The organism is Sphingopyxis sp., assembly GCF_965279755.1.
GTDB lineage: Bacteria > Pseudomonadota > Alphaproteobacteria > Sphingomonadales > Sphingomonadaceae > Sphingopyxis.
The window spans coordinates 2,465,173-2,490,599 of sequence record NZ_OZ257261.1 but is presented as its reverse complement, the minus strand read 5'-3'; the positions used below and the strand labels follow the sequence as shown (position 1 = coordinate 2,490,599).

Below are 25,427 nucleotides of genomic sequence, written 5' to 3'. Positions count from 1 at the left end.
GGATGACGTATTTCACGCACAAGCGGACCGGAGCCCGCCGTTGAAGCCCGGCGTTGCCTCAGCCCCTTCCCACCAACCCCCGCCTGACCGGAGCGGTGAGGCGCTTGCCGGGCCCGCCGCGATTTTCGGGCTCGCCGCCACGATCAGCCTCCTCGCCGGCGCCAGCGGCGCGCGTGCGTCGGAAGCCTCGCCCATGCCGCCCGCAACAGCCTCTCTTTCACCGCAGCCGGCACCCGCCCAGCCGTCAGCGGAGCCCTCCTCGCCCTCTTCGACGGACCAGATTATCGTCATCGGCCGGCGTCGGGGAGAAGCCGCCATTGCTGCGGAAACCGAGCTTCGCGAGGACGAGATCGCCGCATATGGAGCGCCGAATATCGGGGCCTTGCTGGGCGATATCGCGCCCCTGATCGGCGGCAAGGGCGAGACTCCCGAGCTCCTCGTCAACGGCAAGCGGATCGGCAGCGTCAACGAGATCAAGGATTATCCGCCAGAAGCGCTCGAGCGCGTCGCGGTACTGCCCCCGGAGGCATCTGCCCAATTCGGCTTCTCGTCGGGAAAGCGCGTGGTCAATCTCGAACTGAAACCCCGGTATGCAAGCTGGGATACCGATATCGGGTTGACGGTCCCCACCGCCGGCGGAAGGCGGGCGGCACAGACCGCGCTCGGCAGGACCGCCATTGACGGGGACACCCGTTGGACCGTCCAGGCGTCGCTGTCGGAGGATAGCGCGCTTCGCAGGAGCGCGCGGCGTCTCCCCGTACGCGACGACGTGCTTGCGCTTGTTGCCAGCCTTTCCCCTGCCTCCCGCGCAGGTCTCGATCCCCAACGCTTCGAGACCGTCGTGGGGGCCGCGCGTGCCCTTAATATCAACGCCGGAGTAAGCCGCCCGATCGGCCGGTTCTCTGCTTCGTTCGGCCTCAATGCGTCGTTCGGAGACGGGAAGCAACTCATAGGGCTACCCGCCGGGTCGATCATCTTGCCGCCGGGCAGCCGGTGGACCGATGCGGGCGCGCAGGCCGTCGCCGTCGGCCGATTGTTGGGCATCCGCGCACTCGAGAGCCGGCAGCGCTCCAATGCCCTGGGGGCCTCGGCGGCGCTTTCGGGTGCTGTCGCGGGATGGCAGACCAACGTCTCGTTCCTCTATTCGCGTAGCACCGGTGCCAATGCCTATGATCGCGGGTTCGACGTGAGCGCCGCGCAGGCGCGCGTGGACGCCGACGATCCGGCTTTCGACCCTTATGGCGATTGGCCGGGGACGCAGCCCGTCACGGACCGCAGCCGGTTTCGAAACGAGACGATGGGATTAAGCGTCAACGGCACCAGGCAGATTTTCGAACTGCCTGCGGGCCCCGCAGCAATGAGCGTCACGCTCGAGGCGAGCCGCAACGACGCCTGGTTCACGACCGGGGATAGCGGCAGCGAAGCGCGCGAACGCTCTTCGAGCGCGCGCGCCGACGCGCGCTGGTCGCTTTTGCTGCCGGTTGCCAGCCGCGGACGTGGAGCGCTCGAGCCGATCGGCGACCTTGAGGTCGATATCACCGCCGAGGCAGGAACGGCCACCCGGACGAGTATGCGGCGAAAGTGGAATTTCGGTGTTCACTGGAGTCCTATCGCGGCTTTCGACCTGCGCGCGAACGTTGGGAGTGAGCGTATCGCGCCGACGTTCGACCAGCTCTATGGTCCCCGGATCGAGATTGTCAGCCGGATGTTCGATTTCGCGCGCCAGGAATATGCGCAACCGACCGGTCTGTTCGGGGGCAATCCGGACCTTGCGAGCGGGCGAATCGAGACACTGTCGCTGAACGCGATGCTCCGCCCCTTGCCCGGCGATATAGCGACGCTCACGCTCGGCTACCGCCGGCAGCACGCGAAAGGCGCGATCGCTTCCTTCCCGGCGCTCACCCCCGATGTCGAGGCCGCGTTTCCGGACCGCGTCGTCCGCGACACGAGCGGCCGTCTCACTGCGTTCGATGCCCGGCCTGTGAACATTTCGCGCGACCGCGTGGAAACGCTCGCCACTGGCCTGACTCTTCGGATACGCCCGACGTTCGCGGCGCCCGACGCCGCCGCAACGTCCCGTCCGTGGACGCTCAGCTTCACCGTAAACCATGGCTGGCAGCTCCGAAGCGACATGGAGATTCGCCCCGGACTGCCCGTTATCGATCGCCTTAGAGGAAGTGGCCAGCCGCGTCACATCCTGGCGTTCAATCTCGTCGCGGGTCGGCCGGGTTTCGGTGCGACCCTCGACGGGAGCTGGAGCGGCGGCGCAAGCGTCAGCTCGGCAAGCGGCTCGGCGAAATTCCGGTACGAGCCCTCGATGACCCTCGGCTTCAGCGCGTTCGTCGAACCCGCCGAAACCGATGCGACGAAGAAGCCGTGGTACGGCGGCCTCAGAATATCGCTCGATATCCGCAATCTGTTGAACGGCTACCGCAAGATATCGATCGCCGGTGGCACTACCCCGGGCGGCTTCTCCCGCGACGAGATCGACCCGCTCGGCCGGACGGTGCGCCTGAGCGTGCGCAAACAATTTTAGCCGGGCGCGATCGCTCCCGACAGCAAACGCTGGTCAGGCCGCCGCGGGCGGCAAGCCTGACGGGATGAGGAACAAGGGCAGAATGCGCGCGACGAGGTCGCGCATCGCATCGTCCTTCTGATCGAGCATGTCGCGCACATAAGGTCCGATCACTGCGTCGCCGAACGCCGTCACGGCCATCATCAGCACCGCCTGGCGCACACGCCCCGGCGCGCCCTCGTCGCCCGATTGGCCGACGATCGCATCGACGAGCGAGCGAACCGCCGCCCGGACCGGTTCGAGGTGCTCGACGTCGCCTGACAGGATGATCCACGCGGCCAGCGGCCCCGCCCCGCCCTTGTCGAACGCGTCGAAGACCCGGTCCGCAATAACGCGCGGCGCGGCCGCGTCAGTCTTCAGCATCTCGACCACATGGTCCAGGGCAACGGTAAGATCGTTGACCATCGACCCCATCAGCGCCGACTGAAGGCTGGCGGCCGAGCCAAAGTGATGGAGAACGTTGGCGTGCGACATGCCGATTTCGTCGCCGATATTGGCGAGCGTTACCGCGGCGGGACCGCCTTTCAGGAGCAGCTTGCGCGCGGCGGCCAGTCCTTCTTCGCGAACCTCGGGTCCGAGCCGCTTGCGCCGTTTCTGGCGCGGTGGCGGTTTGCTGTACATCTTTCTGGTTCCTTGCGGCCGCCCCCCACCTGGGGCCGTAATTCCCAATGTCCTTAGCGCAAAGCGCGTCGATGTCACAATGATCTGTGCATGCGGTCCCGACGCGCATGCCAGCACCTTTCCGCCATCGGAAAAACTCGGCTTGCATCCTCGACGCACAGATTATATAAACATTGATGTCAATGTTATTACGGAGCTGCACGATGCCGCCGACCCCTACCCCCATCGATCTCAGGATCGAAAAACGCGACAGGAAATTCGGCCGGGAAATCGCGCCACCGCGTTGGTGGCACGGCGGAGACCCGGGGCGTACGGCTTTTTTCAATGCCTTGTCCTCGACGTTCCCAGTCGGCGAGAAATTCTTCATGACCGCGGTCCGGCACTATCGCAGCGGCGCGCCCGAGCCGCTACGCGAGCAGATCGACGACTTTCTCTTCCAGGAATCGATGCATTCTCGCGAGCATGTCGTGTTCAACCGGCAGGCCGAGGACGCGGGCTATGATATCGCGCCACTCGAGGAGCGCGCGCGCCGTACCATCGCCTGGGTCAAGCGCCGTCCGCCGCTTCAGCAGTTGGCGGCGACCTGTGCGCTCGAGCATTTTACAGCGACACTCGCGCACGATGCGCTAGCAGACCCCGAGCATCTGGCCGGCGCAACCGACGAGGCCAAGCGCCTATGGCAATGGCATGCCATGGAAGAAATCGAACATAAAGCGGTCGCGTTCGACACCTATCTTCATGCCACTCGGGACATGGCGCCGTTCCGGCGCTGGCTCAAGCGCAGCCTCGTCATGTGCGTGACTACGCTGCGGTTCCACTATGTGATCTTCCGCAATACGGCCGACCTGCTACGTCAGGACGGCCTGAACAACTGGGCGACCTGGCGTTCGCTCTTGTCCTATCTCTATCGCCGGCCCGGAACGATGCGCTTGCTGCTGTCGGGCGTCTTCACTTATATTCGTCCGGGGTTCCATCCTTGGGATATTGATGACCGGCACCTGCTCGAGAAGACGATGACCATCCTCGATCAGGCCGAACTGGCGAAGGACGCCGCATGAGAACGCAGGTTATAATAGTCGTGGGCGCGGTGGGCCTCATCGCATCGGCGCCCGCTTCCGCCGCGGACATCACCGGCGTCTGGGCCACAGGAAGCGAAGGCGGACGCGTGGAGATTTACCGTTGCGGAGCCGCTCTTTGCGGCAAGGTCATCGACGCAGCGCGCCTGCGCGCCAACCCCGACCTTCGCGATGTCCGCAATTCCGACACGAGGCTCAGGCAGCGCCGGATCAAGAACCTCGTAGTGTTAAATGGCTTCAAAGGCGGGCCGAACGAGTGGAAAGGTGGACCAGTTTACGACCCGGAAACCGGTGATGGCGCGTCGCGCGGTTATTTGAAGCTGCTTGCCGGCGGAAAACTCGAACTGAAAGGCTGCGTCGCATTTATATGCCGCACGAAAATTTGGACGAAGGTCGGCTGACCCGATCCATGGGCCATAATCGTTCGTGGCACAGTTGGTCCCGGCCGCACGTCCTGTTTCGTCGATCCGTCGCTCGCCGATGCTTCTAAAAGTCGACCGCTATGCACACCCGTCGAGTATTCGGAACACTGATTAATGACGCCAAAGCTGCAGGAAAGATTGCTGCGTGCCCGGTGACGGTCCGATCCTGATGTTGCGCGGAAGCCCTTTTGGGACTTTTAAACAGCATTGGCCGCTTTCGGACGGTCTGCTTTCAGGTTTGGTGCGGTAGAAGCGGCCGTCGTTTCCCTTGGCGCGCTAAACCTCTCGCTCCGCCCGCCGCGCCGACGCCAAGCGGTCAATATTGCGCAGGAACGCCGCCAGAACGGGCGACGGATTGTCGGCCCGGTACCCCGCAGCGACCTCGATTACCGGCCCGTTCTCGATGAGCGGCCGGCTGACCAGTGAGGCCGGGAGCAGCGCTTCGACATAGGCGGGAAGGAGCGTGACTCCCCGGGTCGATGCGACGAGCGATATCCCCGTGGCATAGCCGTCAAGGAAGTGCGTCGGTGTCATTGCAAGCCCGCGTTCGCGGAAATAGCGCCGCACGATGTCGCGCAGGACGTGCGGCGTGTCGGAGTAGCCGATGAAAGAAGCGGGATCGATCTCGCGCGGATCGATCCTCGATTTTGCCGCTAGCGGATGTTCGCGCGGCAGAATGACGAGGATGGGCTCATAGTCGATGACCTTGTAGACCACGTTCGGCTGCGGCTCGATCCGCGAAAAGCCGAGATCGATCTCGCCCCGCTGGACCGCAGCCCCGATCGCCGGCGAGAAGTCGCTCGTGACGCGAAAGTCGGTCGCCTGGAGTTCGTCGCGCAGCAGGCTTGTGACATGTCGGAGCCACTCGACCTCGTGACCCGTGAGAAATCCGACAGCGAAGCTCGCCTTGGCAGGTCGTGCCGCGCGCCGCGCCGCGGCGATGGCTTCACCTGCCTGACCAAGCGCGAGCCTGGCATGATCGAGAAATGCAGTCCCCGCAGGCGTCAACGCGATCCCGCGGGGTCCGCGGACGAACAACTCGGCGCCAACCTCGGCCTCGAGGTCCTTCAACTGGCGGCTCAATGAAGGCTGCGACGTATGCAGCCGTTTCTCGGCAGCTTCGGTCAGACTGCCCGTTTCGGCCACGGCCACGAAATAGCGAAGATGGCGCAGTTCCATGAGCCATGCTTCATAGGCATGGCTGACCCAGAAGCAAAGTCTTTGTGGGCCCTGATTTCATAGCATATCTGAGGCTCACCGAGCATGAGGCAGGCCTGCCTCTGAGGAATGAATAAGCCACCGCATTACGGATTGCTGGCGAGCACGATGTCGTTCGTGCGCCGATCGGCCATCAGCGTCTGGCCGTCACGCCTGTCGGTAGATGCATCCCGTGCCCTTCCGCGGCCCGGGTCCTGATCGATTTCGCAGAACCCCTGTTAGGAGAAGAGCAATGACCAAGATTTTGATCGTTCTGTCGGCTGCCAACACCTGGACCCGCGCCGACGGTTCCAAATATGAAAGCGGCGTGTGGGCCGAAGAGTTCGTCGTGATGGACGAGAAGTTCCTTGCCGAAGGCTGCACGGTCGATATCGCCACGCCGGGCGGGGTCGCGCCGAAGATCGACCCGCACAGCATGAATCCGGACGTCGTCGGCCAGGAGAATGTCGATCATTTCAGCCGCTATCTCGACACGATTGCCGATCGGCTCACCAGCCCGCTCGTCCTCGCAGATGTCGATGGCCGCCGTTACGACGCGATCGTCATTCCCGGGGGACACGGCCCGGTCGAGGATTTATACAAGGATGCGGACATGGGCCGCATCCTCATCGAGGCCGATCGTGCCGGTATCCTTATCGCGCCCGTCTGCCATGGCCAGGCAGCGCTGCTGGCCACCCGCGAACCAGACGGGAGCTGGCCGTTCGCCGGACGCGCGATGACATCGTTCAGCGACGAGGAGGAAGTCGAGCTCGGGACCGCCGACAACGCACCCTGGCTGCTTGCCGACACGCTGCGCAAGTCGGGCGCGCGCTATGAAAAGGGGCCCAATTGGGGCGCCTATGTCGTGCGCGACGGCAATCTGCTGACCGGCCAGAACCCGGCCTCCAGCCTGCCGCTGGCCGAGGCCGTTCTGGCAGCTCTGCGCTAAACGCTGTTCCGAAGTGGGGCCGGCCACGGGGCGGTCCCATTTCCTGCCGCAGGAAAGCCGGCAGCGAACGGTCTGCTTGGAGTTGGCTCTTGGATAGCCGACCCAATGAGCTCGTAGCTCGTGGTACTTATCGCAGGCGTCGCGCCCACCCATGTGGGTGCGCATAGACACTTCAACCCATTGAAATCAGAACACTGCCTTTCCTACATTCCTGCCGCAGCCAACGCGGCTGCAACATCCTCAACTTGGCATGGAGAAGAAGATGTCCAGCAAACATATCGAATACTTCCGGCGCGAGCATGCCCGCCTCGAAGCCGAAATCGATCGGGAAACGCGGCAGCGCCGACCCGACGAGGTCCTGATCGCGCGGCTCAAGAAGCTGAAGCTGGCGGTCAAGGACCAGATCGCTGCATGGAGCAACGACACCGGCGGGAGCCGCGTCGCCTGACTCATCGCGGAGCCGCTCAGCGCGGCTCCGCACCTCGGCCGCGGCCGGCCTTCCGCGCTTTGCGACGAGCTGCCGTCCGGCATGGATCGCGGGTCTTGAAACCGGCAAATGCCTTCCTAATTTTTTGCCGGAGGCCGGATTTTCCGGGTCTGCAGGACATGGAGAGCGCCGGCTCTGTGTACCGGCGCATCTCATGCCCGAATTGCTTCAATCAGGAGGATTTGGAAATGAGAACCGACTTTGACTTTACTCCCTACCGCCGCTCGACGGTGGGCTTCGATCATCTCTTCGACCTGCTCGAAAAAGGGCAGCGCAGCGAGACGTCGGATGGCTATCCGGCCTTCGACATCGCGCGCGAGGCCGACGACCGCTTCCGCATCACGCTCGCGGTCCCGGGCTTCAAGCCCGACGAGATCGAGATCGTGGCGCAGCAGAACCAGCTGGCCGTTACGGGCAAACCCGCGGAAGAAGATGCGAAGAGGACCTATCTCCACCGCGGCATCGCGCGCCGCGCCTTCGAACGGCGTTTCCAGCTCGCCGACTATATCGAGGTCGGCGCGGCGAGCTTCGCCGACGGCCTCCTCGCCATCGAGCTCAACCGGGTCATTCCCGAGGCGATGAAACCGCGCAAGATCGAGATCGGCAGCAACGCCGCCGAACCGCGCCGGATCGGATCGTCGAAGGAAAAGACACCCGAGAACGCCTGACGTCTCGCGGGGGCCGCTGCTCAGCGGCGGCCCCGCACTCCTGTTTCAGACAAACCAATACGCAACAACGGTTGCGGCACGCGGCGACGCTCCCGATCCGTCAGTCGATCGCCCGGACGATATCGGCCGCACGCCATTCGGCGGGCCCGATCAGCGCATCGTGCGCGATCCGTACTGAATGGAGCGCGGCTTCGATCTGGCGCCGCCACATCGCCAGAAAATCGAACAGCACTGGAAAATCCGGCGGCAGGTCATAATCCTGCCAGACAAAGAGCTGGAGCAATGAGGGATGGTCGGGCCGGTAATAATGGATCTCGGCGGTCGTCAGCCCATAACCGTCCAGCTGGGCGATCAGCGCCCGATCGGTCAAGGCGCGCGCGCCTCACCGCCGTCGAGCGACCTGAGCGCCGCGAGCACGTCGTCGACCGGCACAGCGCGGCGCGCGCCCGGCGGCTTGCGTAGCGCGGGCTTGTTTCGGACCGCCGAGCGATCCGATGCCCAGGATGCCAGGAGGGCGCGCTTGACCTCGGGCTCGAGGCTCGGGTGACGCGCCACGTCAAAGGGGTGAAGAAAACGGGAAAATGGCTCGGACATGATCGTGCCTCCTTCCTTGTCGCCATTCCTTTCTCGTCGTGCGGCAAAGCGCCGCAGGGACAGATTTTGGGAGCGAAGCGAGTCGAGTCAAGAAGGTTCAGGCCTTTGATAAGGGGCGTTAGTTTCTTGCGGGAGCTGCCATCGAAAAATTTTCGCCGACCCTCTTGAAGCGAAAAAATTCACTTCCTAGCTCATCGGCGCCGCGCGTCCCGGACAGGCGCGCCGGCTTATCATATCGTTATGCAACATGGAGGTTATGCATGCATTTCCGTCCCTTGCACGACCGTGTGGTCGTCCGCCGCATCGAAGCCGAGGAGAAGACCTCGGGCGGCATCATCATCCCCGAAACCGCCAAGGAAAAGCCGCAGGAGGCCGAAGTCGTCGCCGTCGGTCCGGGCCTCCGCGCCGAGGACGGCACGGTCACGGCGCTCGACGTCCAGGCCGGCGACCGCATCCTCTTCGGCAAATGGTCGGGCACCGAGGTCCGCATCGACGGCGAGGAACTGCTCATCATGAAGGAGAGCGACATCCTCGGCGTAATCGAAGAGGCCGAGGCACTCAAAAAGGCGGCCTGACGCCGCATCCATCCAACCACTGAAAGGACAGCAAGAAGGAGGTAAAAATGGCTGCCAAGGAAGTGAAATTTGCGTCGGACGCGCGTGATCGCATGCTGCGCGGCGTGGATACGCTTGCGAATGCAGTGAAGGTCACTCTGGGCCCCAAGGGCCGCAACGTCGTGATCGACAAAAGCTTTGGCGCACCGCGCATCACCAAGGACGGCGTCACCGTCGCCAAGGAAATCGAGCTTGCCGACAAGTTCGAGAATATGGGCGCGCAGATGCTGCGCGAGGTCGCCTCGAAGCAGAACGACAAGGCCGGCGACGGCACGACCACCGCGACCGTACTCGCGCAGGCGATCGTTCGCGAAGGCTCGAAGGCGGTCGCCGCGGGGATGAACCCGATGGACGTCAAGCGCGGCATCGATCTGGCCGTGAACAAGGTCGTCGAAGACCTGAAGGCGCATGCCAAGAAGGTCGGCGCCAACAGCGAAATCGCGCAGGTTGCGACGATCTCGGCCAATGGCGACGAGGAGGTCGGCCGGATTCTCGCTGAGGCGATGGAAAAGGTCGGCAACGAGGGCGTGATCACCGTCGAAGAAGCGAAGAGCCTCGCGACCGAGCTCGAGACGGTCGAAGGCATGCAGTTCGACCGCGGTTACCTGAGCCCCTATTTCATCACCAATGCCGAGAAGCTGAAGGTCGAGCTCGACGATCCCTATATCCTCATCCACGAGAAGAAGCTCTCGAACCTGCAGGCGATGCTGCCGCTGCTCGAGAGCGTCGTCCAGTCGGGCCGGCCGCTGCTGATCATCGCCGAGGATGTCGAGGGTGACGCGCTCGCAACCCTCGTCGTCAATCGCCTGCGCGGCGGGCTCAAGGTCGCCGCCGTCAAGGCGCCGGGCTTTGGCGACCGCCGCAAGGCGATGCTCGAGGATATCGCGGTGCTCACCGGCGGCAATGTCGTCAGCGAGGAACTCGGCATCAAGCTCGAGAGCGTCACGATCAACATGCTCGGGCGCGCAAAGAAGGTCGTCATCGACAAGGATAATACGACGATTGTCGACGGTGTCGGCTCGAAGTCCGACATCGACGGCCGCATCGCGCAGATCCGCCAGCAGATCGAGACGACGACGAGCGATTACGACCGCGAGAAGCTGCAGGAGCGGCTCGCCAAGCTCGCCGGCGGCGTCGCGGTGATCCGCGTCGGCGGCGCGACCGAGGTCGAGGTCAAGGAGAAGAAGGACCGCGTCGACGACGCGCTCCACGCGACGCGCGCGGCGGTGGAGGAAGGCATTCTTCCGGGCGGCGGCATCGCGCTGCTCCGCTCGCTGAAGGCGCTCGAGGGCTTGAAGGCGGCGAACGACGACCAGCAGTCGGGCATCGATATCGTCCGCCGCGCGCTCCGCGCCCCGGCGCGCCAGATCGCCGACAATGCCGGCGAGGACGGCGCGTGGATCGTCGGCAAGCTGCTCGAAAGCGACGACTATAGCTGGGGCTTCAACGCGGCCACCGGCGAATATCAGGACCTCGTCAAGGCCGGCGTGATCGACCCCGCCAAGGTCGTGCGCACCGCGCTGCAGGATGCGGCGTCGGTCGCCTCGCTGCTGATCACCACCGAGGCGCTCGTCGCCGAGCTGCCGAAGGACGAGAAGGCCGCGCCGATGCCGGCGATGGACTTCTGATAGAAGGAGGGCGGCGGGCTTCCGCCGCCCTCACCCGCGCCGCCGCGCCGCGGTTGCAAGATCGGACCCGCGCCCGCCTCCGCTTTCCGGGAAAATACATGTGGCGTCCGGCGACAACGCGATGCATTCTTTCGTCGACCGCAAAGATCAGGGGCCCCAATGCAAGCCATGCACAGATTTTCTTTCGCACTTCTCGGACTCGGCGGCTTCGCCACAACGCCCGCTCATGCGGCGGCAAATCTGCCGATCGCGCCTGGACTCTATGCAGAAGATTTCCAAGGCTGCGCCAAGGCGACAGGGCTCTTCTTTTACGATGGGACGAGCTTCGGCGACGTGAACCAGGGCGGACCGGGCTATAAAGCCTATGCGAAGGTCCATCGCATAACCCGGACGGGCCCCGCTCCCGGAAGCGCTGAGACCAGCCGTCACTACAAGGGATATACGCTGGCCTGGTCCGCTGAGGACACCGGGCTTTACGGAAGCCTCGCCGTGAAAGCCGGCGCGCCGGGCAAATTCACGAAGCGCTTCGTCAGCTTCCTCAACGGAAGCGGCGGCGTCGACGTCAACGATACCGCGTTCAACAAATGCAGTTTCGGCCAATTGTCGCCGCAGATGCAGGCAGCGGTTCGGACAGCGCGCCCCGAACTCGCCGAGGGCGGCGCGGCGCCGGCTCCCGCGGCGGCTGCGAACCCCGAGCCCGTCGCACCCTTCAACATCCGCCCGGGTCACTATGCGCCAGTTGCGGCTGCATGCGGCTCTGCTCGCGAGCTTCTCTTTTATTATGACGGCAAGCGCGCCGGATGGATCGATATGCAGCCCTTCAATCCCGCCCGCATGAACGCGGTCGCCAGCGCGAAACGGCGCGGCGCCGGATGGATCACGGATGCGACCACCGGCGAGACGCTGCGGGTCCTCGGGATCGACCGGATTGCGGTGGGGGATCCGGAGTTCGGGGAGGAAACGCTTCGCTGGTGCCCTGCGGCCGATGTGCGTGCGACAGCGAGAGCCCGCTGAATCGCCGACGAGCGGCGAATGAAACCTTTCTTTGCCTGCTGCATTTGAGAGGCGCACGAGCGCGAGCCCAGACCGATCGGTATGCTGGCACCTGTGCCTTTTCCCGCGTATCGCCGTGCGGCTTTCCGACATCGCGTCTCGGTCGGATCGCCGCCGGCGAACGCATTTGCCCACCAAGGCGCTTCAATGGCATCTCATGGTCGGCGGTCGCTGTAGCAACAAACCGAGTGCTGCTTGCGCTCCGGTTTCAAATAATGCGCTCCGGTAATTCGCAAAGGCCGACACTTTCGCACTGAGCGGCCGCTGCGGTGGATATATCGTCCAAAGCACACTGCCGGATCTATCGATATCGCCCAAACGGCCAGACCGCCGCCGGCCATATCGCGGCTGACAAGCAAGATCGCCAACTGTTCGTAAAGGCTTGAAGAAATCCGGCAACAGAGGGCATATCTTCCGAAGCATTGTTCGGGGGAGCAGACCGGGTGGAGAATCCAGACACGATATTAAGGGGGCTCGAGACCTGGCTGCAGAGCAGATTGGAAGGCAATGTAGAGGCGTGGCATGTCGTAGGCCCGGAAGCACAGCGCATCTCGTTTGCTGGTCAAGCCGGTTTCACCTTCGACTGGGAAGACACGCGCTCGCGGGCCGATGCGCCGCTGCTGAATGATCCGATCGAGGATCAAGTCAGGGCTGCCCTGGACGCCCGGCCGCTCCATACAGCGCTGACCGAATGCGCCTGTTCGCGGCCAAACGACTGGCTTCGTCCGGTCTCGCGAAAGCCATTGCCGGATTATGCGTTCCGGCATACCAGAACCGAGACATGCGACAGTTGCCGGGGCAGGAGGACCGTGAACTGCGGCAACTGCGGCGCCACCGGCCGTGTCACCTGCGATAATTGCTCGGGGACCCGCGAAGTCAGAGTGATATGCAAGGGTTGCGGCGGCCCAGGCTATTTCCCGCGAACACGAACCGGCCCTAACAACGAGACCGAACATTATCGCGACACCTGTTGGGGTTGCGGGGGTAGCGGACGGGTGAACGAGACCTGCAGGCCCTGCCGCGGATCAGGCGAGACAGGTTGCGACAATTGCGGCGGATCAGGCCAGATAACCTGCTCGGATTGCCAGGGGCGGGGCAGCAGGCTGTATCTCGATGTCCGTCAGGCGCTCGTCGATGGCAGCACCACGCTGGAGTTGGGCGCGATCGGGTTCGCCGGATGGGCCGAGATCGTCAGGGACAATTGGTCTGACCTAGTGGCGCGCGGCGCCGTCGCATTTTCGGATGTCCGGGCCGCGGACGAACCGGCGGGTGCAATCCTCAGCATCGGCTTTGCCGCGGCCGCCAATGCTGCACGCGCTTCAGTTCAAGCCGGCGAAGCGAACGCGGCGCTCCATGCCGTGGGCTCCGACGCGTTGATCGTCGAAGGAGAGCCGCTTCTCGCCCGCGCGCTCCAACTGCCCGAAGCGGAAGATCGCGTGGACTGGGTCGCGCTGACCGAGAGTCTCGCGGGGAAACGCTTGCTCCGCGAAGCGATCGACGTGACCGAGGAACGCGCGGCCGATCACAAGGGGAAATCGAAAGAGGCCTATCAAGAGGCGCAGGGCGCGGAAATTCGCGCTGCGATGACGCATCGATACGGCGCACTCTTAGGCCCGGCAGGCGCAAGCGCGCTCGCGACCATGGTCATTCGCGGCATCGAGCCGCTCAAGGACCGGGTGGCGCGCAAACGCTGGCGGAAAAATCTCGGCGTTGCTGCCTCGCTGGGTCTTGCGGCGGCCCTCGTGGTAATCGCGGCGATTCTTCAGCAGGAAGAAGTCAGCCAGACATGGTTCAAGGTCGCGGCACAGATTCTCGCAGGAACGGCGGTGGCCGGGATCGTCTGGGGCGCCGCGGGTCATTGGCTCGTCCGCCGCGACCTGCAGTCTGTTTCCGAAAAGCTCGACCTTCTGCAACCGCTGACGCCGCCGCGCCACGGATGGCCGAAGCGCGGCGGGATCATCGCTGCGTTTCTCACCATAGCGATCGTCGCGGCTCTGCCCTTCGCGTCTTGGAAAGCGGGCCTGCCGAACAGCTATGCTCGCGTCTTCGACCGTCAGATCGAATTCGCCAGCGGCCCGGCCGGTGAGATGGTCCTGCCCGTGGCGACGGCCTTGTATCGGTGGCCGGATGCCGATTCGGAGCACATCGCCGAAATCCCTGCGGGGGCGACGGTCCAGATTTCCAAACGCGCGAATGGAGAATGGCGCCTCGTTCGCTTCGACGGACGACATGGCTATGTCCGATCGAATGCGCTTGGTGACTCCTATCCCAATTAGCCTGGTCGATCCCAACCGCATCCAATGAGTGAGCGGTACGACACGTGAGTAAGAGTGTGCAACCCTTGGCCAGCCGAGCTGTTGGCAACGGTGCCGATCGGAGCAATCGGCGAATGACGGATTTCCGACTGGCCGCTTGCCACCCACCAAAAAGCTCCACCAATATCCGGGGCCACACAGGCAGCTGGCCGCCGGGACTGGCCGGTTGCGGTCTGGCCGCTTTTGGGCGCTTCGCGGTGGAAAGCGGACATTCGACCGGCGACTCTCTCTGTGTAAACGAGATGCTCTACCGCGGTGCGCGCGGCGTCTCGCACTCCACATATCGAACTAAGCCTCTGCTCTCCGTCCGATGGTAGCCACCCCGCTTTCGAGCAAGAACTCCAAAAGCGATGATACGTGTCAACATCGATCTCCACGAGGTCGAAGATATCGACCCTATTGCGGTCATCCAAGCGAATCACCGCGTCTGGAACGCCTGTGTGGCCGCTACGTGCCAGTCGGCGTCATGCGCCGCATATCTCCAGCATGATGCGAGCGACGGCCCAGCAAAAAGGTGACGGCAGCCATGCGGCCTCAGGCGAGTCCTGGCAGGTTGACGAACGCTTCGCCCACCCGCGAGATTTCCGAAAAGTCGAACCCCCGAAACCGCATTTCGGCGAAGGGGGTGCCGGGAACTACATCGTACATGAGCTCGAACCCCTCCGGCGAAACATAGCCGATCTGGACGCCTCCACCGACATCGCCGCCCATGGAAGCACCGGTATGGCCCATAGCCTCCCCATGCAATGCCGCCCGGATCATCGCGAGCGGCTCTCGATGCCATGCGCCCCCAGGCTCGCGCGTCAACGATGCGAGCCGCGCCCGCGCAACCTCGGCACCGCTTCCGATCATTTCGATGGCACCGGGCGCGAGATCAAGGCGTCGAAGAGCCGCCTGCTCGGACACCCCCTCCTCGGCACGTACGCTCCAGCCGTCGATCGCACCGAGCCGGTCGTCAAAGCCGATCACGGCGCATTCGCACGCCTGGAAAAGGCCATGCGCGCCCGACACCTCATGGGCGTAGGCGGCAACGAAACGCCCGAGATGTTCGGCGAGCGCTGCGATGGGCGGCAAAATCTCCTGGCCGACCGTCTGGAGGTGTCCCCAGAGCGGCAGCACCGCAGCATAGGATTGAAGCGCGACGAGCGCGCTTCCCGCATAAGCAAACGCCACTGTCCGGCGGGCGACGGGGGTCCCGAACACGAGGAGCGGGGTCTGCCGGCGCATCACGAGCTCGGCGGCGAGCAGCTTCGCCCCACTGTCTGTCAGCCGCTCGTGACCGATGCGGCCCGGACGGCTCAGCCGGCTGTCGCTGACGATCCAGACGCGATCGAGGTCGCCTTCGCGCCAGCCCATGATGAGCGTCAAGTCGATGTCCCTCCTGTATCGGTCCGGCCGACCGTAAGCCCGGGTTGCCCATGCCGTCTGCGCGTCCTAGCAGGGAGCGATGGGGGTCGTCAGCGAATTCATAGGCAGTATGCGTGCGCGGATGCGCCGCACAGTGGCGCATGCGGCCGACTTGGCGCGTGCGCAGCGGCGGAAACTTTACTGGCTGATTCTCGCCGCGGCGCTGCTGCCGCTTCTCCCCATCTTGTTTGTGACCCTCGTCAATGGCGAGCTCAGCGGTCGCGGAATCGATGCGGTCGACATCGGCAAGAACGTAGATACGCCCGCCTTCACGATCACCGCGGTCATCCACCGTCTGATCCCGGAGGAAAATGCCGCCGAGCTATCGTTCACGGTAACGGTCGATCCAGCGGAAATCTCCGATCGGATGCGCGGCCGTGACAATTGCGCGACGCTCGTCGTCTGGAATCGCGATCCCGATCGCGTCACCCCTCCGCAACGGGTGCAGATAAGCTGCCGCGCTGCCGACGGTTTCACCTATCCGACGACCCAGACGGGCCGGATCGCGCTTCCCGCCTATCCGAGCGTTGCGGGGTTCCCGTTCGACTATGTCCATCTCTGGCCGGACGCGCGGGTGAGCGTCGACACCATTTTCCACGGCGCCACCAACATACGGGTCGTTAAGCAGGTCCCAGGCCGGGTCCTCGTAAACCAAGGCGATCAGCTCAACTGGGATTTAGCGCTAGGCCGCCCCTGGACCGAAAAGGTGCTGATCCTGATTAGCGGCGGCTGGTTCGTCCTCCTGACCCTCGGCGTCGGGATCGAGCTGCTGCGCGCCAAGAGAGCACCTAAGGGATGGCAGGACATGGCGACGCTAGCCGGCTTTCTTCTCGCGGCGGCGGGCCTTCGCGACCTCCTCGGGGTGACGCGCAGCACGACCACCAGCGCCTTCGAGATCATCGTATTCCTCGGCCCGCTGCTGTTTCTTTCGGCGATCCTTGCTTACCGCTTCCTCGCTCCTGCGCGCACCGGCGAAACTTCGAGCCGCTGACCCTTGCCCGAGCCCGCTTGCTCGGCGAAAAGGCCCTGATGACCGAACCGAAACCTGCTGCGCCCCGCGCCTTCATTTCCTATGCTTGGTCCTCGCCGACGCACCAGTCGTGGGTGATCGCGCTCGCGACGCGGCTACGCGAAGACGGTGTCGATGTGACGCTCGACGTCTGGGACCTGAAGCCCGGCCATGACAGCTACCAGTTTATGGAATCGATGGTGACCGACAAGAGCGTCACTAAAGTGCTGATGATCTGCGACAAAAAGTATGTTGAAAAGGCCGATAGCCGCGCGGGCGGAGTCGGCACCGAGAGCCAGATCATCTCGCCCGAGCTCTACGGCAAGGGCGCGCAGGACAAATATGCGGCGCTGATCACCGACGAGGATGAAGAAGGGCAAGCGCATATCCCGGTCTTCTATAAGGGCCGCATATATTTCGACTTCCGCTCGGCCGAGCAATTCGGCGAGAGCTACGAGCAGCTCCTGCGCTGGGCGCTCGACCGTCCACAGCATGTTAAACCAAAGCTCGGAGCTATCCCGGAAGCAATCCTTGCCGCCGCCCCGGTGGCCTCGGGCACCAGCTCTCGCGCCAAGCGCGCCGAGGATGCGCTCCGCCAAAGCACAGCCGCGGCGGGAGGTCTGATTCGCGAGTATGGCGATGCGCTAATCACCGAGCTCAAAGCTCTCGCGCCCGTCCAAGACGACGGCGAGCCCTACGACGAGGCGGTTCTGATGTCGCTCGAGGCCATCCGCCCCTATCTGCGCCAGTTCGCCGAGCTCGTGCTGACCGCGGTTCGTTTCACCCGCGACCCGCGCGACTGGGACCGCATTCTCGCGATCCACGAACAGCTCGGCACGTTGATGTTTCGAGACCGCGACCTCCACAGCTGGAACAATTTTCAGTTCGACAGCTACAAGATCGCGGCGCACGACGCCTTTCTGACTACCATCGCGCAGGCGCTCGACGAGGAGCGTTTCGATCTCGTCGCGGCAGCACTCGACCGGCCCTATCTGGTCGAAGAGCGCAACTCGGCCCAAGGCAGGGCGACCGAGAGCTTCACAGTCTTCTACCAATATATCCAGTCGCTTGAGGCACGAAAGCAACGGATGGACCTGAACCGGATCAGCCTCGAGGCCGACATGCTCACCGAAGCCTTCCCGCGCGGCAGCGTCCCGAGCTTCGATTCGATGATGCAAGCTGATTTCTTACTCTACCTGCGCGCCTCGGCGGGCGCCGCGATGGGCGGCTGGTATCCCTACTCGCTCGTCTACGCATCACGCCGCTTCGCGCCATTCCCGATGTTTGCGCGCGCCGAGTCCAAAGCCTATTTTTCCCGTGTAGCGCCGCTCGTCGGCGCGGCGACGGTGGAGGCATTCAAGGCGCATATCGCCGCGATGCAGCAGAATCAGGGCGAACGGCGGATGTTTAGTTATCAGGGACTGCCAATCGCCTTACTCGCCAATGCCGAGAATATCGGCGTCCTGCCCTAACGCCGGACAGCTACCAATATTTGGCGTCGTCAGCCGCGCCGATCAACCGTTTCGCGGCAGCGGCAAGCTCCGGGTCATCGCCCTTGGCAATGGCATCGAGCCGCTCCCGCGCGGCTGCAAAGTCCAGAAACGGCTCAACATTATCCTTCTTTAGCACGGTGTATCGGCCGCGATCGCTCGATTCCATCCCCGAGGTCAGTGTATCGAGAACTTTGATCAGTCCCGCATCGGTTCCCGCCGCTTTGGTAATCAGTGCGCGAGGTCCATCCTCATCGCCTGCTTGGCTCCAGGCGAAGAGCATGCTGATCGGGTGCCGGTGGGACGCAAGAGCGTCGAACGACAGCGCCTGATAGCGCGCAATCATCAATCCAGAAACGCGATCGAGCTCGTCGGGGGCCAAATACCATTCGCTCTCGGGGCGCTTGCGGTCGCCATAGCGGCCCTGCGCAAAGGTTTCGCGGCGAAGTAGCGTTGTCAGCCAGTCGAGTGCGGCGCCGTTCTCGAATAGCGCATCAATCACCGCCCCCCTTTCGTCCGGGTCCAGACGGCGTAGCAGTATCGGCACAAGCCGCTGGGCCCGGTCGAGACCGGTGATTATATTGCGATCGGGTGGTGCCCGGCGCTCGGCTTCGTCCATCATCGTGCCGAGCGCAAGAAGGAGCGAGCGCGCTCGCGCAGGCGTCCAGAGCGCCTCGTCCATTCCGCGCAGCCGTTCGAGCAGCACGTCAATCTTGCGCAAACTTCCAAGCGCCTGGTGACCTTGCAATTCGAGTAGCACAGCCGCTGCTGCTTCCGGCCCGTCATCGACCGCCGCCCAGAAGAGATCGAAACCCTGCTGCGTCACTGCGTGCGATGGTCCGATGAGGCCGAAATACATACGGTAATGGTCAGGACTTGCGAGGCGGCGTCCGGAAATCGCCGCCTCCCGGTCCCGCGCATCGACCCCTCGGTGAATCCGGACTGGCGGCTCGTCCCCATCGCCTAGTCTAGCCTCAAGCCCGGGCAATATTTCGGAAATGAAATTCCGGTACATCATGTCATCGAGCAATCCGTCGCCGACGGCTTCAACGAGATCCTTCTCGCGCGCGGCAATGGTCTGTTCCGTCACTGTTGCGGTGCCGAACGAGGTGGCCGCGACGCTCGCAACATAGGTTTCGGTCCACCGGTAAAGCGCCGGCGCGCCATCCTTTACGAGTTGTAACCAGACGAGATCGGCAACATCGATCTGCTCGGCGCGCATGGCCGGCCAGAAAAAGCGGATCGAATCGAGGGTTCGAACGACTGATCTTGGCGTGCGGAGCTGGTTACCGCCCTCTTGGTCGATCACCAGCTTCAGCCGTTCCTCGGCCGCGTCGCTGAGTGGGCCGATGAGCGGCGCGAGATCATCGGCGAACCATTGTCGAAGCTCGAAGGGTTCGGGCTTCGGCACCATGACCGTGAGCTGCACGATCTTTTCGAGAAATCGCTCGCCCTCTTCGATGTCAGCGCCGTTCTCGATCGCCTCGGCAAGCCGGTCGACATCGTAGCAGAGGATGTAGATGACATTAGGGAAGTCGGCGACCGAACGTACAAGCCGCAAGACCTCGATGACTTCGGCGGGCTCAAGCCTGTCGACATCATCAACGGTGACGATGAACCGGTGACCGAGTTCCTGAAGGTCAATCTTGATGCTGTCTTTGAGCGCGGCGAGGTCGGTCGTGTCGCCTTCCTTGTCCTTCTCAGCCCAACTGCGGATGCCCTTCAAGATTTTTCCACCATATTTGGCCGGCGCCCACAGTTCCCCCGCGACCTCGACAACTTCGCCAGCCCGACCGAGCGCGCGGGCGAAGGCGCGAACTGTCTTGGCTGCCTGCTCGGCCTTGAGCTTCGTGTCGGCGGTGGCATCGCCGCGGGTGAGATTCACCTTAGCGATTTTCTCGGCAAGTTCGCTGAACAGGCTGGTCAGAAGCGCATCGCGATTGCCGACGAGCCAGGGGCGAAAGCTGATGATCGTTGGACGGTCTTCTTCGCGCCGACGTTCAAGCTCGCGTTGGATCAAGGTGAGCAGGCTCGATTTTCCTGACCCCCATTCGCCGTCGAGTCCTATGACGAGACCGTCAGACGACGCTCGGTCGGTGATCGCGTCGGCGATCCGCGCTGCGACCTCCCCGAAACCAAGTCGGTCGCGCTCTCCGCATCGCAATGCTCGCTCGCCGCGAACTTCCAGGATCGCCCTATCAACCATAATCGCTCCCCTTTGGCCTTGATGGCATGCGGCGGGCTTGCTCGTCCACTGCCCCTCGATCCGATCCGACTGCTGGCCGACTGCAAAAGGGCAGCTTTTGGACTGAAATGCAGCGTAGCAAATGTTGTGTGTCGCCTATCCGCGGTGTTGCGAAATCCCAATCTCTTGCCAACTTCGAGATTATCGATTTCGTCTTGTCGATCATAACGAGAAGCCCTCGAGTGTGTCGGGCGCGCCGGTGGCTCTGCATGACCACTAAACAAAGCTTGCAGTAGAAATCCGGCCTTGGACTTGCGCAGGAACATCCTAGATACGAGACATGGCGGGCAGGGACGATTTCAGCGCACCAACCAAAGAGCAGATCGCGAAGCGTGCCGCGTATATCTGTTCGCACCCTTCGTGCAACTATCTGACTATTGGACCATCTGACGACCGGAAGAGCGGCGTGACGATGACTGGGATCGCGTCTCATATTGTTGCTGCGGCGAAGCGCGGCCCGAGGAGCGATCCATCTCTTTCTGCGGATCAAAGGAGCAGCGAAGCAAACGGCATATGGATGTGTGCCATCCATGCAAAATGGATCGACGACAATCCATCAATAGCCACTGTGTCGAAACTACAAGAATGGAAAGCGGCCCATGAGGCCGAGATTAAGGCTTGGCAAGAATTTGGCCACAAAGACATTTTCAAATCATGGGACCGACTGACGGCCCTAACGTCGGATCAGCGCGGAACGATCGAAACGCTTCTGCCAAACGGATATGAGGTTTCCCGCGACGATTCTGGTCTTCTTGCCGCCTTGAGCAGTGCCGAGGCATGCTTGGTCAGCGGAGATTCCGGCGTCGGGAAATCAGCCCTAGTAAAATCGGTTCTCGACACGAAATACCCTGAGGCCCGTCAAATATGGCTTGGCCCGGAGGCTCTGCAAGCCGCGCTAAGCGAAGCGTCTCGCGAACAGGTGGGGCTCACAGCGCCGCTCTCCGAACTCTTGCCGACCAGCATGGCAAGCCACAACATACTCGTTCTCGATGCTGTAGAGCGCGCCGACAGCGTGACTATATCCCGGCTCGCTCAACTCCTCCGTCACCTTAAGAACGCTCGTCCCGCGGGTGCCCCGAAATGGCAGATCATTGCGGTCGCGCAGCGCGCCGGCTTTGAAATTCACCTTGATCCGCTGTCCAGCTTGCTAGGCGCCCACGTCGTTCAGGTGCAGTCTCTCGACGCAGGCCAGGTTCGAGATGCACTGCTGAATATCCCGTCACTCGCTCAAAATGCGTACGACAACGCCTTCGTTGCGGTGGTTGCCAACCTGAGAACGCTTGCCTGGATTGTGTCTGCATCGTCCCTGTTCGCGGCTGCCGATGCAGGCAAAATGGCGGCGCGTTCGCAAATTGCGGATCGCCTATGGGGTTATTGGACGGCGGGCGACCCCGAACTGCACAGCTTCATGACCGCGTTGGCTCGACGAGACGCAGAATATGAGCGCAGCTTCGCCATTTCCGATCTCAGCTCATCCGAACGCGCGGCGTGGAAAGCGGGCGGCAATCGCCTTCCCATGGCGTTGAGCCAGCGTAATAGGCTCAGTTTCCAGCACGATCTCGCTTCCGATTGGGCACGCTATCAATATCTGAAGGAAATTGCGCACGACGTTGCCCATTGGGCAACACTCGCGCGTCAGCCGCTGTGGGTAGAAGCGCTCAGACTACTGGGGCAATATCTCCTGCGTGAACCGGCTCAAGCCGAATCCGGCTGGGACTCGGCATTTGCCGCGGCCCAAGTCGCCGGTGCGTCTGACGCCATCGACGTTCTTCTCGATGCTCTTTGCCGTGACCCCTACGCCGACAAGCATATGGCAGCCCGCTCAAAATTGCTTTTCGCAGACGGCGGCAAGCTGCTCAATCGCCTGCTTCGACGGTTTATGCACATCGCGACGGTTCCCGAACGCCTAGCGCAGGGGACGGATCTTGGCCTCTATATCGAAGCGGAGATGCGTCGCCCGATCTGGTCTGCCTGGCCCCCGCTGATACGTTTTCTTGAAAAGCATTGTTCCGAAGTCGCGGCGTTGGGCTCCACCAGCGTTGCGAAGCTGTGCCATCTCTGGCTCAACAAAGCACCACCACTTATCAATGGGAACCCTGTAGTAGGCCGATCCAGTTTAGCACGTCTTGCGCTTGAGACGGCCAGAACCGAGCAGATAATCAGCTTGGCCCATGGATCCTACGGCGGCAGAAACGATGATAGCGATGATGTTTTTGCTGCCGGCCTCGCCGGGGCTGACGAGCTTCCGACCGAAGTATCCGCTTTCGCACTTGAGATGGTCCGTCGTTCGTCCCTACCCGACGATTCTCAGGCCAGAGTGAGAAGCTTGCGTGCCGAGAGGTTTCCGCCGCGTGGGAGCACACGAGAGTCGCGGCGGGATCGAGCGCCGGTTCCTCGCTCGTTTCTTGAGCCCAAGAAGCTCCCGCCTTGGCCGCTAGGTCCGAGCGGACGACTTCACAGCGGGTTCCGCCGCGCCATTTTACGGAATTCGGCCCTGGCACCCCTCGTCAAAGTCGCACCCGCGGTAGCCACTGAGGTCCTCCTGGCTTGCATCATCGACGACAATCCGCAGGAAGAACGAGCGTCATTCAGCCTCGATCGACGATTGGGCCTCGAATGGGAGCATGACGACCGGCCGACAATCTATTGGAATAGCCCGTTCTTCCCATTCCTCTTCGACGCAACCGAGGCAGCAATAGACGGTTTGCTACAGCTAGTGCAGTTCTGCACGGAGCGGTGGTCTGACGAATACGCCGATGCTGCTACCTCCATTCGGCTAAGGTGGCCGGACGGCACAGAGCGAAGCTACGCAGGTGATGGACGTGTGCTTGATTGGGCGCACACGCGAGAATCCACTAATAGCCAACTTTACGGAGCGCTTGACGCGCTGGAGCGATGGCTATGGATGAAGATTTCGTCGGGGGACGGCGTTGATGAGATATGCGCCATGCTTCTTGAGCGGTCGCAATCTGCCGCGATACTCGGTGTGCTATGCGATTGCGCGAAACTCGCCCCTCATCTGCTCCGAGGAGTGCTCGCGCCTCTCCTGACGTCGCCAGAACTTATTGTGTTGGACGAACAACGGCTGAAATTCCGTTTCGGAACAGACATGTTCGCTTGGTATCGTGCTGGCGAAGATCTTCGGAAAATCGGCTTCGAATGGGAGCAAGCCGCTCACCGGAATTCTTCGCTTCGAAAGACCATCGTTGATTTCAGACGAGCGGATACAGGCTTCGACCGTGAAGCGCTCAAAGCGATTTCTGCCTGGCCGGTAGAGACCGGGAACGGAAATTTGTCGAAGCGCTTATTGATCGCGCAGCTCGATCCCGAGAATTGGCGTGAGGATAGAGACGCTGACGATGCCTTGATCCAAAGCTTCGAATGTCCCGAGGATATCGCTACCGAAATTCAGGCGAAGCAAGACGCTAGTCCCATCACGCCAAATTTGCCCCAGGTGCTGGGCTCGCTGGAACAATATCTTCGCGTTAAGTTCGACACGGATGTTGCATCCGACTTGCTTGAGGCTCTCGACGACGAAGAAGGGATGGCCCTTTTTGTGCCCGAGGATCGCATGGTTCTCGAAACCGCGATCGCATCGACGCTTGTGGTACGGAGCCGAGACTGGCTCACCAGTCGGCCGAAGGATGCGGAGAGGCTCACCTGTCTGATCGAGCGCGCGCTGCCCCAGCCGGAAAAAGCCGAGATGCTGGCCGACGGCTGGATCAAAATAGGGCCGGACATGGTTTGGGCTTGTTTGGCAGCGGTGCACGCAAAGGCAGCAGACTGGGGAACGTCATCGCGGTGGGACCGAGTATTGACGCGTGGTATTGCAACCGGCGACGTCGGAGTAATTCGTACCATTTCTTCGGCCGCTCGCGATCTTCGAACCGAATTGGGCGCCTCCTATTATGCCATCGTCGAGGCGATCGTTTTCGCTGCCGCATTGAATGCGCTGACTTCGCGGATGGAAGGCGAACCCCTCTCACCAAACGCTATCCTCCGCTGGCGTGGGCGGTTAGCCCGCCGACCGCTGTCCGGCGATCGTCCGACACGACTCGATCTGACGGCGCTTGCGCTGCGCGTCGAGCGGATTTGGTGCAGTCGCTATATGAGATCGACCGGTAACGCGCTCAACGCCACGGGCCTGCGCAACTTGCGTCGCTACTCATTTGGCTTGGCGACAGAATTACTGCGCGCCGCTCTCGATTGGGCCTTGGTGGAAGATCTGGTGCCGCCGGTTGAGGAGGCCGCAGAGCATCGCCGTACCATCCGGATACTGTGGGACTACGTCGATTGGCGGCTGCGCGGCGACCCGTTTGAGCCAGTCGAGGAACGAGACGGGTTCGATCGCCTCGACGAATTCGGCCTCACAATCATCCGGACCATCGCGGCCTGCATTCCACTCGCAACGGCAGGGGATAGCCGCATTCTTTGGGAACCCGTCCTGGCTCTGGGGCCGCGCGGAGAATTCACCGTCGAGCATATGATCGACTGCTTTTTCCTGCGACTTTACAAGGATGTCGACGCCGCAAACTTCATTTCCAACTGGAACCAGATGCTTGCCTATGTCTTTGCGCCAAGCTGGATCGACGGCGGGCAATGGTGGCGAGGCAGAAGTATTTTGCGGCACATGCTTGGCGTCGATGCGGCACACCAGATAGCGAATAATCCGCTCGTTATGAAGCATGTCGAATCGCTCGCGCCCTACTATGAAGCGTTCGCCAAGGATCATTTAGCCAATGACGATAGCGAGCTATCGGCATTTGCCTCCTTCTTCGCTGCACAAGCGGGCGCATCGCTCCGAATGAGAGCGATCCGCTGGATCGACGATGCGCTCGAAGCGGGGAGCGGCAGAATTCGATCGAATGCCGGCTCGGCGTTGACGGACCTGACCCGCGTCTTGCTGGCGGAACATGCCTCCGAACTCGTTGCCAATCTTGAAGCCTTGCAAGCGTTGAATAACGTCATCAGTCGCATGGTCCGCGACCAGAGGCCTTATGCGCTGGCGCTACAGGATCGGGCACGGGCGCTGCGATAACGACAACCGCGAGCCCCGACCCTCGCGGGTTGGACCCAC

At 62.6% G+C, this 25,427-nt stretch carries 19 protein-coding genes; 13 read left to right on the top strand and 6 right to left on the bottom strand.

Annotated features, from left to right (window positions below; all coding sequences use genetic code 11):
* The first annotated feature begins 40 nt into the window (after window positions 1-40).
* Complete coding sequence (locus tag ACQY80_RS12240) at window positions 41-2,536, top strand: hypothetical protein (protein WP_428679917.1); 2,496 nt, start codon at window positions 41-43, stop codon at window positions 2,534-2,536.
* Between the two features lie 33 nt (window positions 2,537-2,569).
* On the opposite strand, the gene ACQY80_RS12235 is transcribed toward ACQY80_RS12240, so the two are convergent.
* Window positions 2,570-3,196 carry a TetR/AcrR family transcriptional regulator gene (locus ACQY80_RS12235; RefSeq protein ID WP_428679914.1) on the bottom strand — a complete coding sequence of 209 codons (627 nt, stop codon included), beginning with the start codon at window positions 3,194-3,196 and terminating at the stop codon, window positions 2,570-2,572.
* A gap of 203 nt (window positions 3,197-3,399) precedes the next feature.
* On the opposite strand from ACQY80_RS12235, the gene ACQY80_RS12230 reads away from it, so the two are divergent.
* Together ACQY80_RS12230 and ACQY80_RS12225 are read left to right on the top strand one after the other, a co-directional pair.
* On the top strand, window positions 3,400-4,254 hold the full coding sequence (locus ACQY80_RS12230; RefSeq protein WP_428679911.1) for a metal-dependent hydrolase: 855 nt from the start codon (window positions 3,400-3,402) through the stop codon (window positions 4,252-4,254).
* Window positions 4,251-4,673 (top strand): DUF2147 domain-containing protein, encoded by a 423-nt coding sequence (locus ACQY80_RS12225; protein ID WP_428679908.1) that lies wholly within the window; start codon window positions 4,251-4,253, stop codon window positions 4,671-4,673. The genes ACQY80_RS12230 and ACQY80_RS12225 overlap by 4 nt, the downstream gene beginning before the upstream one ends.
* A 297-nt stretch (window positions 4,674-4,970) precedes the next feature.
* Here ACQY80_RS12225 and ACQY80_RS12220 read toward each other — a convergent pair whose 3' ends face one another.
* The gene (locus ACQY80_RS12220; protein WP_428679905.1) at window positions 4,971-5,873 is read right to left on the bottom strand and encodes a LysR substrate-binding domain-containing protein; all 903 of its coding nucleotides are present in this window, start codon (window positions 5,871-5,873) and stop codon (window positions 4,971-4,973) included.
* A gap of 271 nt (window positions 5,874-6,144) precedes the next feature.
* Here ACQY80_RS12220 and ACQY80_RS12215 point away from each other — a divergent pair, with 271 nt between their 5' ends.
* From ACQY80_RS12215 to ACQY80_RS12205, 3 genes are all read left to right on the top strand, one after another.
* On the top strand, window positions 6,145-6,840 hold the full coding sequence (locus ACQY80_RS12215) for a type 1 glutamine amidotransferase domain-containing protein (protein ID WP_428679902.1): 696 nt from the start codon (window positions 6,145-6,147) through the stop codon (window positions 6,838-6,840).
* A gap of 262 nt (window positions 6,841-7,102) precedes the next feature.
* The gene (locus ACQY80_RS12210; RefSeq protein WP_428679899.1) at window positions 7,103-7,288 is read left to right on the top strand and encodes a YdcH family protein; all 186 of its coding nucleotides are present in this window, start codon (window positions 7,103-7,105) and stop codon (window positions 7,286-7,288) included.
* Window positions 7,289-7,515: 227 nt separating this feature from the next.
* Window positions 7,516-7,995 (top strand): Hsp20 family protein, encoded by a 480-nt coding sequence (locus ACQY80_RS12205; protein WP_428679896.1) that lies wholly within the window; start codon window positions 7,516-7,518, stop codon window positions 7,993-7,995.
* A gap of 100 nt (window positions 7,996-8,095) precedes the next feature.
* Here the strand turns inward: ACQY80_RS12205 and ACQY80_RS12200 are convergent, their stop codons facing one another.
* Window positions 8,096-8,365: an usg protein gene (locus tag ACQY80_RS12200; protein WP_428679893.1), complete on the bottom strand. Its 270-nt coding sequence runs from the start codon at window positions 8,363-8,365 to the stop codon at window positions 8,096-8,098.
* Window positions 8,362-8,589: a hypothetical protein gene (locus tag ACQY80_RS12195; RefSeq protein WP_054727955.1), complete on the bottom strand. Its 228-nt coding sequence runs from the start codon at window positions 8,587-8,589 to the stop codon at window positions 8,362-8,364. The genes ACQY80_RS12200 and ACQY80_RS12195 overlap by 4 nt, the downstream gene beginning before the upstream one ends.
* Window positions 8,590-8,849: 260 nt before the next feature.
* Between ACQY80_RS12195 and groES the strand changes: the two genes are divergently transcribed.
* The 4 genes from groES to ACQY80_RS12175 all read left to right on the top strand — a co-directional run bounded on the left by groES (window position 8,850) and on the right by ACQY80_RS12175 (window position 14,160).
* On the top strand, window positions 8,850-9,164 hold the full coding sequence (gene groES, locus ACQY80_RS12190; RefSeq protein WP_428679890.1) for a co-chaperone GroES: 315 nt from the start codon (window positions 8,850-8,852) through the stop codon (window positions 9,162-9,164).
* A gap of 47 nt (window positions 9,165-9,211) precedes the next feature.
* Complete coding sequence (groL, locus tag ACQY80_RS12185; protein ID WP_428679887.1) at window positions 9,212-10,831, top strand: chaperonin GroEL; 1,620 nt, start codon at window positions 9,212-9,214, stop codon at window positions 10,829-10,831.
* A gap of 168 nt (window positions 10,832-10,999) precedes the next feature.
* Window positions 11,000-11,845, top strand: coding sequence for a hypothetical protein (locus tag ACQY80_RS12180; protein WP_428679885.1), 846 nt, complete (start codon window positions 11,000-11,002; stop codon window positions 11,843-11,845).
* Between the two features lie 482 nt (window positions 11,846-12,327).
* Window positions 12,328-14,160, top strand: coding sequence for a hypothetical protein (locus ACQY80_RS12175; RefSeq protein WP_428679882.1), 1,833 nt, complete (start codon window positions 12,328-12,330; stop codon window positions 14,158-14,160).
* A 573-nt stretch (window positions 14,161-14,733) separates the two neighbouring features.
* Here the strand turns inward: ACQY80_RS12175 and ACQY80_RS12170 are convergent.
* On the bottom strand, window positions 14,734-15,567 hold the full coding sequence (locus ACQY80_RS12170) for a hypothetical protein (RefSeq protein WP_428679880.1): 834 nt from the start codon (window positions 15,565-15,567) through the stop codon (window positions 14,734-14,736).
* A gap of 121 nt (window positions 15,568-15,688) precedes the next feature.
* On the opposite strand from ACQY80_RS12170, the gene ACQY80_RS12165 reads away from it, so the two are divergent.
* Both ACQY80_RS12165 and ACQY80_RS12160 read left to right on the top strand, forming a co-directional pair.
* Window positions 15,689-16,597, top strand: coding sequence for a hypothetical protein (locus ACQY80_RS12165; protein ID WP_428679877.1), 909 nt, complete (start codon window positions 15,689-15,691; stop codon window positions 16,595-16,597).
* A gap of 38 nt (window positions 16,598-16,635) precedes the next feature.
* Window positions 16,636-18,087 carry a toll/interleukin-1 receptor domain-containing protein gene (locus ACQY80_RS12160; RefSeq protein WP_428679874.1) on the top strand — a complete coding sequence of 484 codons (1,452 nt, stop codon included), beginning with the start codon at window positions 16,636-16,638 and terminating at the stop codon, window positions 18,085-18,087.
* A gap of 10 nt (window positions 18,088-18,097) precedes the next feature.
* On the opposite strand, the gene ACQY80_RS12155 is transcribed toward ACQY80_RS12160, so the two are convergent.
* Window positions 18,098-20,311 (bottom strand): KAP family P-loop NTPase fold protein, encoded by a 2,214-nt coding sequence (locus ACQY80_RS12155; protein WP_428679871.1) that lies wholly within the window; start codon window positions 20,309-20,311, stop codon window positions 18,098-18,100.
* Window positions 20,312-20,630: 319 nt separating this feature from the next.
* Between ACQY80_RS12155 and ACQY80_RS12150 the strand changes: the two genes are divergently transcribed.
* The gene (locus tag ACQY80_RS12150; RefSeq protein WP_428679868.1) at window positions 20,631-25,388 is read left to right on the top strand and encodes a hypothetical protein; all 4,758 of its coding nucleotides are present in this window, start codon (window positions 20,631-20,633) and stop codon (window positions 25,386-25,388) included.
* Window positions 25,389-25,427 lie beyond the last annotated feature (39 nt).